Genomic DNA, 10,777 nt, shown 5'->3' with positions numbered 1-10,777 from the left:
CTGGCCGACGAGGTCGGCGAGCACGTTGCCGTCCCGGTCCAGCACGACGGTGCCGTCCGGCACCGGCAGGACCAGGTCCTGGCCCTCGGAGCCGGATGCGGTTGCCGCCCGCGCCGCCCTTGCCGTTGGTGGCCTTGCGGTGCGCCCGGGACGTTCGCGGGTGCGGGGCGTGGGCGGTCACGAGGTGCTGATGACGACCTTGCCGAAGGGGTTGCCGGTGGCGTAGTGGCGGTAGGCGTCGAGGGCGTCGTCGAAGGGGAAGACCCGGTCGATGGCGGGGCGGAGGCCGTGGGCCGCGATGAAGGTGTTCATCGCGGCGAACTGGGCGCGACTGCCGACGGCCACGGAGCGGATGGTGGCGCCGGAGGCGAAGAGGGCGTACGGGTCGAGCGGCGGGGCGCGGTGGCCGGTGAAACCGACGCACGCGATGGTGCCGGCCAGGGCGACGGCGCGCACGGACTCGTGCAGGAGTCCGGCGACGTCGACGACGCGGTCGGCGCCCCGGCCGCCGGTGAGGGTGCGGACCGCGGCGGTCCAGTCGGGCGTGGCGGAGTAGTCCACGACCTCGTGGGCGCCGAGGTCGCGCAGGCGGGCGGCCTTGGCGGGACTGCTGGTGGTGGCGATCACGCGTGCGCCGAGCGCCTGGGCGAACTGGAGCGCGAACAGCGAGACGCCACCGGAGCCCTGGACCACGACGGTGTCGCCGGGACGTGTGCCGGTGCCGTCGCCGGTGAGCGCGTTCCATGCCGTGACGGCCACACACGGCAAGGTCGCGGCCTCCTCGTATGTCAGGTGCGCGGGAACGGGAACGAGCGCGTCGGCGGGGATCACGGCGAACTCGGTGAGCATGCCGTCGAGGGAGCCGCCGCGCTGCGGCAGGTGTTCGGTGGCGAAGGGGCCGTCCTGCCAGGACGGGAAGAGCGTGGCGGCGACGCGGTCCCCGACGCGTACGGTGTCGACGCCCGGGCCGACGGCGACGACCTCGCCGGCGCCGTCCGAGACGGGGACGACGTCCGGTGCGACCGGCAGGACGTAGGTGCCGTCGAGCACCATCAGTTCGCGGAAGCTCAGGGAGGTCGCCCGCACCGCGACCAGGGCCTGGCCCGGACCGGCCGTCGGGGTCTCGTGCTCGCGGACGGTGAGGCCGGACAGTCCTGCACCGCTGTGGGAGAGGTGGTAGCTCCGCATGGGGTGGTGCCCTTCGTGGGATGGGATGGCGCGGGGGTGGCAAGGGTGTGCGGAGGTGCGGTGCGCGGGTTTTCCGCGGGGCGGGCGATCGCGGGCTCTCAAACCCCGCCGGTCCTCGTGCGCCTGTCGACCTCGTCGGCCTCGGCGGCCAGCGGCACCTCACCGGCGGTCTTGCTGAAGCCGATGGCCTCGACGATCCGGCCGCCGGTGACCCGCATGACGTTGACGCCGCGTACCCACGAGTCGGGGCCGGCCCCGAAGCGGTAGGTCCACACGATCGTCGCGCGGTCGCCCGCGATGATGACGTCCTGCGGCGTGAACTGGGTGGCGCGGTCCTCGAGGACCGCCGTCCACCAGGCCGTGCAGGCGGCGCGGCCGCGGACCAGTTGCCCGCCCGGGGCGGGCTGGACGCTCGCCATGACGCACTCCTCGGCGATCAGGTCGGCCAGCAGGCCTGCCTGGTGCTCGGTGAACGCGCGGTTGAAGCGGTCGATGACCTCGGCGGTGCTGCGGACGGACATGAAGCCTCCAGGACCAGGAAAGAGATGGACCGTTCGGTCTACCGAGCGCTCCAAGAATATAGATAGACCAGTTGATCTACCGCGTCAAGGTCTGGCACAATCGCGCCATGACCACCACCGCCAAGCCCGGCCCCCGTGAACGGCTCCTGCTCGCCGCCCAGGAGCTGACCTACACCCAGGGCGTCGGCGTGGGCGTGGACGCCCTCCTCAAGGAGGCCGCGGTCGCCCGGCGGTCGCTGTACGAGCACTTCGGCGGCAAGGCCGGCCTCGTCGCCGAAGTGCTGCGGCGCAGCACCTCCGAGGATGTGCAGAAGTACCGCACCACGATGGACGCCGCCGGGAACGAGCCCCGGGCCCGTCTCCTCGCCGTCTTCGACCGCCTCGGCGCCGTCGCCGCCGCCGCGGACTTCCACGGCTGCCGCTACCTCGCCGCCGACCTCGCGCTCACCGATCCGGAGCACCCCGGGCACGAGGTCACCCGCGCCTACCGGCGCACCCTGCACGGCCTGCTCACCGACGAACTGACCGCGCTCGCCCACCCGCAACCCGGCTACGCCGCCGACCAGCTGCTCATCCTCATCGACGGCCTCCTCGCCACCGGCGCGTCCCGCTCCGAGGACCGGCCGCCGGCCGCTACTGTCCGCGAACTCGCCGAACACGTCATCGACTTCCGCCGGAAGGAAGACGGACCGCCCCGGTGAGCGTCCGCGGTCAATCCGTCTTCTCGTAGGTCGCGTACCGGGTGAGGCGGCCCGTCGGCAGCGGGCTCGCGAACGGGTGCTCGCCGGGCCGGGTGCAGCGCGGCATGGGATCGCGCGTCAACGGCGCCCGGCGGCAACCGGCCAGTCGTACTTTTCGCCCGATGACATCGTTTGTCCCTCATCCGCCGGGGGCAGCCGCAGGGGTCAGCGACCCGCGGCGCTGGTCCCGCACGGACTGGATCAGCGACGCCGTGCCCCACCTGGCCTACGGGCTGGCCGCCTACGCCACGCTCCTCGCTCTCGAGGAGGACTGAGGTGGGACGCGACGCCTGGTACCGGGCGGCGCTGCTGGGGGTGGCCGGCGGTGGGCGGAGTCAAAGCCCGCTGGCCGCCGTTGCCCTGACGATCCCCGCTGGGGAGCAGCACCGGCCCGCCGCCTGGCTGGCCTCCGAGCGGGCCACGGGCCTGGCAGTGCTGGCCGCGGTGGCGGAGTTGGGGCTGGACAAGTGGCCGTCGGCGCCCAGTCGCCTATCCGTAGCGGGCTTGCTACCCCGAGTGGTTCTGCGCGGGTGGGCGGCGGCTGCTCTGGCCGCCCACCGGACGCAGAGCGAGCACCGCCGGGTGTGGGCGCTGTCGGCGGGCGTCGCCGGGGTCACGGCCGTCGCGGGTGCCGTGGCCGGGGCGCGCTGGCGCGGCGCGGTCCATGACCGCGGTCTGCCGGGCTGGGTCGGCGCTGTCCTGGAGGACGCTGTGGTCGTGGCCCTGAGCGCTGCAGCTTGCCGACCGGGGCATCCCACCGTGACCGAGCACAGGAACGACGCCACAGCACCCTGAACAAGCATCGCACCCACCACCGCGCAGCAAGCCCCCCGCAGGCCGACAGAACCCTGCGGCCGCTCCCCGGTCGGGGCACTTCCCCACGGATCGCTCGGCACGGGGGACGAACCGAGCGTTGTGTCTGAGCGAACCGCGACGCGAAGGGCTGCGCAGTTCTGGCCGGCGGTCCTTGCCGTACCGGCGGCCCCGCCGGCCGTTGCCGGGGCCGTCGAGCGCGGGGTGTTCGAGCCGGCGCAGCCTGGGCGTGCTGATGACCATGCGCATCCGATGAGGACCGGTCAGGAAACGGCTCCAGATCCTGGCCCAAGATCTACTTCTTCGCTAGCATCCGTTCGCTCCCGATTCACCTGCGGCCATCGCTGTTGCACTCGTCGGCCTCAGGTGTGACACCGTCAATCCGAGGATCGCCAGGATGAAGAAACACTCCAAGCTCATAGGCGCCGCTGCCGCAGGCATGCTGGCCGTACTCGCGGTGGCCAGCCCCGCATCCGCCTCCACTTACACCGTCACCTACCCCGGCCCCCATGCCGGCGACCTGTGCACCGATGAGCCGAACTACTGTGACGGGTCAGCGTCGTTCGTCCACGACGGTGAGCACCTGCTGGTCTGGGACAACAACGCGGACGGCCACTCGGTGATGGTCATGTACTACCGGTCCGACAGCGGCGACACGCAGATCAGGGACTGGAACCAGTACGGAAAGGGATCCCGGCTCGACATCAACATGAACCTTCCGGAGTCCGGTTGGGTCGAGTACCGGGTCTGTCTCGGTGAGTACACCACCCAGACGTACGACATGAACGGGTGCTCGGGCTGGCGGCACGAGAGCGCCGGCTGATCTGTCCCCCCGCCGGCCGCCGGCTGCCCGCCCCGCTGGCCGACCGCCGGGGCGGGTGGGCCGCTTCGCTGATCCCCCGACGGGCGCGGTGGTCGCCAGGCGTGCTCGGCGGCGCCGCGTCAGGGGTCACGGTCCGGGTGAGGTCAGTGAGCGCTGTACTCCTTCCAGGTGTGGGGCTGCTGGTTCTCGCCGGGGCCCGGGCGGGTGTAGTCGCAGACGCCTGTCGGGAAGACCGTGCGCAGCCGGTGTTGTTCCGCGGGGGTGAAGCGCACCGGATAGGCGGTGAAGTCCAGCGGCCGCAGGGCGCACTGGAGGGTGGTCTGCGCCAGCGGTTCGCCGGCCTGCAGACGGGGGTCCGAGCCGATCGGGTAGTCGGCGGCGCACGGTCCGCTCGCCGGGTAGGTCCAGGGAGTGGAGACGCGCCGGTCGGGCGCCAGGTAGCAGGCGTCGGAGAGGTCGGCGGGCTTGTCTGCCGCGACCTTCGCCTGCCGGCTGCGGGCGGAGTCGTCGGCCCCGATGTTGGTCAGCCAGCGGTCCATCGACGCCAGCACGTAGGCGTCGGCGGTCTGCGTCGGGCTCAGGACCAGCTGACTTTCGACGATGACGTGGTTGGCCGTGGTGCCGTTGGCTGCCTTGAGCCGTGCGCGCACGATGTAGGACCACTGGGCGGTGTGCACGTCGAGCGGTACCCGGTCCATGTAGACGCGGTGGTCGATGATGGGCGTGCTGCGCAGGCCGAGGCGCATGCTGTTGACGAGGTCGTCGCAGTAGGCGGCGTTCACCGCCTGCGGGTCGGCCGCACTGCGCTGGGCCGACGGGGCGCCCTGGGCGTCGTAGCCGCCGATGGCGGCGTTGAGCGCGATGAACTGCGCCGGGCTGATCTGCTTGCTGGTGAGCGCCTTCAGGCCGTACTGCACACCGACGTTGTCCAGGGTGCTGTGCACGAAGCCGGTGTCCGGGTCGCGGCCGAATTGGTTGGCGTAGGCCTCCATCAGCGTGCACTTCACGCCACCGGGGTTCAAGGTCGCGTGCCAGCGGGCGGTGAGCGGAATCGACTTGTCGCAGCGCACGGTCGGCTGGCGCAGGTCGATGGTCTGGTCCATGCCGATACAGGTGCCGAATTCGAGGAAACCGGCCACCGCGTCGCGCTGCGCGGGGGTCAGTGTGCCGCCGGTACCGGAGAAGTAGCGGACGAGCAACTGGCAGTCGGAGGAGACTTTTTCGGCGGTGAACGTATCCGGGAAGCCGACCGTGGGGATGATCCCGTCGAGGATGCCGGGGTAGGAGTCGGCGATCGTGTACTGCTGGATGCCGCCGCCGGAGACGCCCCAGCCGATGGTGTGCACGGGGGGTCCGTAGGTCTCGGTGAAGTGTTCCTTGACCATCATCGCCGCCTCGGCCGAGGTGGGGATGTTGCAGTTGGTCTCCAGCACATTGAGGGTGGACGAGGCGACCGCGTACCCCTGGGACAGGAAGAGGTCGTTGAGGACACCGCCGGTCTGGGCGCCCTGGTGGTGTCCGCCGGCGCAGCCACCGCCGAAGACGTAGACGAGCCGCTCGTTCCAGCTCTGGTTCCGGCGCAGGGGCGAGGGGGCGGTGCCGTCGTAGAGGGCGGCGGTCTCGAAGACGGCGCGGTCGATGGTGCCGGTTTCGACGCGGACGATGTAGGGCACCTTGCGGCCGGCCACGGTCGCGTCGGCGAGGTCCAGGGGGCGCTGGGCGGGGTCGGCGAGGGGGACGAAGGCCCCGGTTCTACTGCGGTAGGTGTAGTGGACGGTGGTGGGTGCGGAGCAGTCCGGCTGGTGGGCGGGGGCAAGGCCGAAGGCGGCGGTCTCGCAGTAGAACGGCAGGGGTTGCCGCCCGGCGAAGACGGGTCCGGTGGTGGGGTGGTTGACCAGCGTCCGGGTGGCGGTACGGCCGTGAGAGGCGGCGGTGACGTGGTTGCCACCCTCCTTCAGGCCGTCGACCCGGCCCAGCAGGCTGCCGTCGGGCTGCCGTACGAAGCCGCCTGTGAGGTGTCCGTTCACGGTCACGGTCACGGGGCCGGATCCTGCGGCCGTGATGCGCAGCAGCGCGTCTCCCCCACTGACCTGGCCACGGTCGGGAGTCGAGGCGACGGCGATCGCGGGTGCGCGCGGGGTGTCGGCTGCCGCGATCCCGCCGGGGGGCAGGATCGCGGCCATCAGGGCAGCGCAGGCGAGGGCGATCGCGCTGCGGAAAGTGCGGCCCATGAGTAGTCCTCCTTACATGAGGAGCAGGTGCACGCCAGCGCACGGGAGGACGTTCCTGGCGCGGACGTGATGCCGTGCCAGATCTCCCGGACGGTGTCCGTGCCGGTTCGGGGCTTCCAAAGTCGAACTGCCTGGCCGCTGAGGGGCGGAAGGGTCCGTGTCGTGTCCCGACGCTGTGCGCAGCTCGCGCGGGGGATCGTGCGGAGGAGGCCGGCGGCAGTTCGGTGACGTCTGATGCGCCGCAGGGCGGTCGGAGCGTGCGGTGCGGTGGAGCGGTGGTGCATGGTGACGGGCCGTACGGTCGGTCAGGGCGGGGCCTGACCAGGTGGCGCCAAGCCAGTCGGCGCACGCGGACTCATGAGTCCGGCGAGCCGGCACGGAGCCGATGCAGCGTCAGTCGGCCCGCCTTCGGGTCCGCCGGCCCCTCCCAGGGCAGAAGTCGTTCCTCCCCGGCCGGGTGGAGAACACCCTCCCCGAGCGACGTGGCCGCACACTCATGCATGATCCCTTTCATTGACTAGCGATGATTAACTTATGGACACGCCATGACATCTTGCAAGGGCCGTGCACGCACTGGACTCATCGTGTTGAGCTATTCGTCATTTACTTAGTCTCGACGGGGAGATGCTGGAGGTGCACGCAACAGCCCATCCCGAAGCGCCGCGAGGGAGCCGACCCACCCCCGGAGGACCGGAGATACGACGGGATTGCGCATGTTGAGATGATGCCTCGTCAGCCCGCATGGGACCCGTCGGCCCGACGCAAGGCCGCGGACGCCCCGGAGATGCCCACGGGGGAACGATCGGTGGATCGCGTCGCCGTACACGGCGCCTTCGATGCCGGCCGGGACGGCTGGGGTTCACGGGAGGGCCCTCTGCTCGGCCGCCTCCGCCCCGGTCAAGGCTGCCTACGAGGAACTCGGCGAGGTCCTCGCGGACCTTCGCCCATGATGAAGGGTGTCCGAACGGGCCTACGAACTCCACCGCGGGGGCCGCGGGATGCCGGACCCCAGTGCGTCAGAGGTCAGTCGCAGGCCGCTGTCGGCCATCTTCGCCTTGCAGCGCGCCCGGGTCTGCTCGAACCTCGCAGGAACTGCTCCGGGTGATGACGGCGGGCCGGCTCTCCATGGAAGGCCGATGCGGATCAGGGCCCCGCGGGGCAGGCCGCCAGCGGTTGGCCCGGGGACGATGCACGGTGCGCAACTGTGCGGCCGGCCGGCACCGTACTCCCCGACCGCGCGTGGGCGGTCGGGCGGGACGCGGAGGACTAGCAGGCGGCGGCAGTCCGGGGCGCGGCGGTCAGCCGCAGGCCGACCTCCACGAGGGCCCACCCCAGACGGGTGCGAAGGCGGTGGGGGTGGCGGGCGGCCGCGGCGAGCCGGTAGGCGTCGGCGTCGGCACGGAGGTCGGCGACGTGGGCGAGGTGCAGGGCAAGGTGGGTGTCGGGGTGCATGTGTCTGTGGCCTTTCATTCCGTGACCAGGGGGAATGCATGGGTGTGAATGCGCACCTGCGCGGCGTCGTCCGCGTCCGTGGCACGCTCGCGATAGGTGTCGATGAGCGCCTGCATCTTCTCGACCAGTTCCTGAGTGAGCTCCGGTGTCAGGCGCAGCGTCGAACTGCTCATGTCCCAGGCACGGCTCCACGCGTCCGGCCAGGTGTGCCGGTTGCCGAGCCAGGTCGACAGGTCGCGGGTCTGGATGGTGGCGACCTCGTGGAGGTACAGGTCGGCGGCCCCCCGTACTTCCGGGTTGCTGTCGGTGAGCAGGGCGTCGTCGAAGCGCAGGCCCTGATGGGCCGCCTTCCACCACCGCTCGCGGCCTTTGCCTCGCTCGGGTGCGTCCTCGATGAAGCCGTGCGCGGCCAGTTGCCGCAGGTGGTAGCTGGTGGCCCCACTGGACTCCCCCAGCTTCGCGGCGAGTTGCGAGGCGGTGGCTGGACCGCCGAAGCGCAGCGCGTCCAGCAACTGCATGCGCAGCGGGTGCGCCAGCCCGCGCAGGGAGCGGGCGTCGAGGTTGTGGACCTGCGGGTCCTGGGGCTCGGTCATGCCTCCACAGTAGCCATGCAAAGAATACGTTGCAACCTTTTCTTTGCAACCACTTCTTTGCGTCGTCTCCGGTCCACACCGTCCGGACGATCCGGCCTCATCATCGAGCGGTCACGGCCGCCTGCGCAGGCCCCGGAGCTTCAGTTCGGCCGCGTCGCCGTGCACGGGGGCAGCCGCTGGCCGCCCCCGTGCAGGAGTGCGAACTCACGGCGGCTGTATACGGCATCGGGACCGCGGGAAGCGTCGGTGGCGACCGAGCCGCTCGTGTCGTGCGCCGGGCGCCCGCCGGTGCGGGCCGCGCTGTCAGGCGGCGCGGCCGGGGCGGTTGAGGGTGGCACGGGCGCGGCGTTCGACGAGTACCGGGATGAAGTCCCGGATCGGTGCGCCCCGGAAGTGGTCCCGGGCGGTGGCCACCGTGGCGTCGACCGAAGCGGGGCTGTACTGGTCGTGGTACGCGTCCTTCAGCCGGTCGGCGACCTTGCCGACCGCTTCGTCCTCGTGCAGGTCCAGGGCCATGGTGCTCTCCTCGGGCGGGCGGGCGAGTGGCGTGCCGTGCTACGTCGTATGCCCCGTAGGGATGATCGAAGTGTGGCCCAGATTGCACGCCCCGGCCTCGGCATCATCCGCTCGCTCGGACTGTGCCCGCAACGCAACGCTGGCCAAAGTGATCACCAGGTCCGCGTCGGTGTCGCCCCCCAGCACCACGCTGACCCATCCCGAACCGGGCACCAGGCGCAGCGCCGTGGAGTGCCCCAGCTCCTTGTGCAACCGCTGGATCGCAGGTCGGCCCAGGTACAGGTCCGCCTGCCGGCCGGAATGGAAGTGCGCGATCTCCCCACCCTCGGCCACCACTGCCGTCCCGGTACCGCACCGAGCCGGAGCCGCGGACAGACCCGGCCACGTCATCAGATCTTCCAGCGCGCGACGTGCAGATGCCATGCCCACATCCTCAACTGTTCTTTCTCGGCGCCGCTACCCCGCCCTGGTGACATCCGGCCGTAGAGTACTGACCTACTCGGACGCCAGTTCGGTTTCTCTGCGGACGCGCGCCGCGAGGACAGCGATGTCGTCGTCGGGTGCGGTAGGGGCGACCGTGGCCAGGACGTGGTCCAGCAGGTCCTCCAGAGACTCGCCGGGACGCGGTCGGCGCAGGCGGGTGAGTCGGGTCAGCGAGGCATCGATGTCCTCGGTGCGCCGTTCGACCAGGCCGTCGGTGTAGAGCAGCAGCACCTGTCCGAGGTCCAGGGTGTGCGCCGCCGCCCGGTAGTCGCCCAGACCGGTGCCCAGGGGCGGTCCGGTGGGGACCGCCAGCAGTTCTGCCGCACCGTCCGGGCGCAGCAGGGCGGGTGGTGGGTGCCCGGCGCTGGCGAAGGTGCACCGCGCACGTGCCGGTTCCACCAGGGCCAGCAGGCAGGTGGCAGGGCGGGTGGCGTCGCTCTGCGAGGTGACGTGGTCCAGTTGCCGCAGGATGCGGTGCGGCGGCAGGTCGGTGGCCGCGACCTCACGCAGCAGCATGCGGTAGGCGCTCATGTCGACCGCCGCTTCCACCCCGTGGCCCATGACGTCGCCGATGACCAGCAGGGTGCGGCCGAAGGACAGGCGGATGGTCTCGAACCAGTCGCCGCCCACCGTCGCGGAGGTGCCGCAGGGCAGGTAGCGGGAGGCCAGCTCCAGGTTCGCGTGCGGGCTGCCCGCGTCGGCCAGCAATGCCCGCTGCAGCTCGATCGTCAGCTCCTGCGCCACGGCGTAGCGACGGCCGTGGTCGATACTCCGGGCCGCCCGGTCCGCGACCGCCTGAATCATCGCCATGTCGCCCTCGAAGGCGGGGCTGGATTCGACGCGCAGCAGCGACAGGACCCCGAGGAGCCGGCCGTCCGCGCGAAGCGGGACGATGAGGACCGCTGCGGCGCCGGCGCTGCCACCGGCCTCGCAGGACCACTCCTCGTCCCTGGGCTGTCCCTGCCCGCCCGGCCGTCGGGGTTCCGCGAACGGCCGGCCGCTCTGCAGGCACTGCGCGGTCGGGCACCCCGGACGATGGCGCACCCATGCCGTACCCGGGGCAGAGATCTGCGCGGCGTGCCGCAAGGTCGGCACCATTTCCAGGGCGGTGCGCCGCGTGCGCAGCGGCCCGGCCGCGATGGTCGGCCCGCTGGGGAGTGACTCGGGGGGCAGAATGTCCACGCTGGCCAGGTCGGCAAAGCGGGCGACCGCGAACCGCGCCAGCTCCGCGCAGGTGGCGTCCAGGTCCATTCGGGTCCCGATCCGCTGGGCGGCCTCGTTCAGCAGCGCCAGCCGCGCCTGGTCGGCCAACAGGCGGTGCAGGGCTGCGGAGTCGCCGAAGGGCGGTGCCAACACCGTCTCCCTTTCGCCTGGACCGGTGCCCGCTCCATCGGAACGCACCGTCGCCTCCTCGTTC

12 protein-coding genes are annotated in these 10,777 nt (G+C 71.5%); 4 read left to right on the top strand and 8 right to left on the bottom strand.

Features of this window, described 5'->3' with window-relative positions; genetic code table 11:
- Positions 1 to 177 precede the first annotated feature (177 nt).
- Both ABZ721_RS34315 and ABZ721_RS34310 read right to left on the bottom strand, forming a co-directional pair.
- The gene (locus tag ABZ721_RS34315; protein WP_358792707.1) at positions 178 to 1,188 is read right to left on the bottom strand and encodes an NAD(P)-dependent alcohol dehydrogenase; all 1,011 of its coding nucleotides are present in this window, start codon (positions 1,186 to 1,188) and stop codon (positions 178 to 180) included.
- 98 nt (positions 1,189 to 1,286) lie between these two features.
- Positions 1,287 to 1,709 (bottom strand): nuclear transport factor 2 family protein, encoded by a 423-nt coding sequence (locus ABZ721_RS34310; protein WP_358792706.1) that lies wholly within the window; start codon positions 1,707 to 1,709, stop codon positions 1,287 to 1,289.
- A gap of 107 nt (positions 1,710 to 1,816) precedes the next feature.
- Between ABZ721_RS34310 and ABZ721_RS34305 the strand changes: the two genes are divergently transcribed.
- From ABZ721_RS34305 to ABZ721_RS34290, 4 genes are all read left to right on the top strand, one after another.
- On the top strand, positions 1,817 to 2,410 hold the full coding sequence (locus ABZ721_RS34305; protein WP_358792705.1) for a TetR/AcrR family transcriptional regulator: 594 nt from the start codon (positions 1,817 to 1,819) through the stop codon (positions 2,408 to 2,410).
- Positions 2,411 to 2,571: 161 nt separating this feature from the next.
- A complete protein-coding gene (locus tag ABZ721_RS34300; RefSeq protein ID WP_358792704.1) occupies positions 2,572 to 2,724 on the top strand; it encodes a hypothetical protein in 153 nt (50 codons plus the stop codon).
- A gap of 1 nt (position 2,725) precedes the next feature.
- Positions 2,726 to 3,244 carry a DUF4126 family protein gene (locus ABZ721_RS34295; protein ID WP_358792703.1) on the top strand — a complete coding sequence of 173 codons (519 nt, stop codon included), beginning with the start codon at positions 2,726 to 2,728 and terminating at the stop codon, positions 3,242 to 3,244.
- A 415-nt stretch (positions 3,245 to 3,659) separates the two neighbouring features.
- Positions 3,660 to 4,085, top strand: coding sequence for a hypothetical protein (locus tag ABZ721_RS34290; protein ID WP_358792702.1), 426 nt, complete (start codon positions 3,660 to 3,662; stop codon positions 4,083 to 4,085).
- Between the two features lie 143 nt (positions 4,086 to 4,228).
- On the opposite strand, the gene ABZ721_RS34285 is transcribed toward ABZ721_RS34290, so the two are convergent.
- The 6 genes from ABZ721_RS34285 to ABZ721_RS34260 form a co-directional block, all read right to left on the bottom strand.
- On the bottom strand, positions 4,229 to 6,316 hold the full coding sequence (locus ABZ721_RS34285; protein ID WP_358792701.1) for a DUF6351 family protein: 2,088 nt from the start codon (positions 6,314 to 6,316) through the stop codon (positions 4,229 to 4,231).
- Positions 6,317 to 7,582: 1,266 nt separating this feature from the next.
- Positions 7,583 to 7,768: a hypothetical protein gene (locus ABZ721_RS34280; protein WP_358792710.1), complete on the bottom strand. Its 186-nt coding sequence runs from the start codon at positions 7,766 to 7,768 to the stop codon at positions 7,583 to 7,585.
- Positions 7,769 to 7,782: 14 nt separating this feature from the next.
- Entirely contained in the window at positions 7,783 to 8,361 is a 579-nt protein-coding gene (locus tag ABZ721_RS34275) for a helix-turn-helix domain-containing protein (RefSeq protein ID WP_358792700.1), read from the bottom strand.
- Positions 8,362 to 8,664: 303 nt separating this feature from the next.
- Positions 8,665 to 8,877, bottom strand: a complete 213-nt coding sequence (locus ABZ721_RS34270; protein WP_358792699.1) for a three-helix bundle dimerization domain-containing protein — start codon at positions 8,875 to 8,877, stop codon at positions 8,665 to 8,667.
- Positions 8,878 to 8,916: 39 nt separating this feature from the next.
- Positions 8,917 to 9,300, bottom strand: coding sequence for a luciferase family protein (locus ABZ721_RS34265; protein ID WP_358792698.1), 384 nt, complete (start codon positions 9,298 to 9,300; stop codon positions 8,917 to 8,919).
- A 72-nt stretch (positions 9,301 to 9,372) separates the two neighbouring features.
- The gene (locus ABZ721_RS34260; RefSeq protein WP_358792697.1) at positions 9,373 to 10,713 is read right to left on the bottom strand and encodes a GAF domain-containing SpoIIE family protein phosphatase; all 1,341 of its coding nucleotides are present in this window, start codon (positions 10,711 to 10,713) and stop codon (positions 9,373 to 9,375) included.
- Positions 10,714 to 10,777: the final 64 nt, after the last annotated feature.

It is taken from the genome of Streptomyces sp. NPDC006733, from assembly GCF_040636125.1.
Classification (GTDB): domain Bacteria; phylum Actinomycetota; class Actinomycetes; order Streptomycetales; family Streptomycetaceae; genus Actinacidiphila.
The sequence above is the reverse complement of the archived record's forward strand: the minus strand, read 5'-3'. Positions and strand labels throughout refer to the sequence as shown.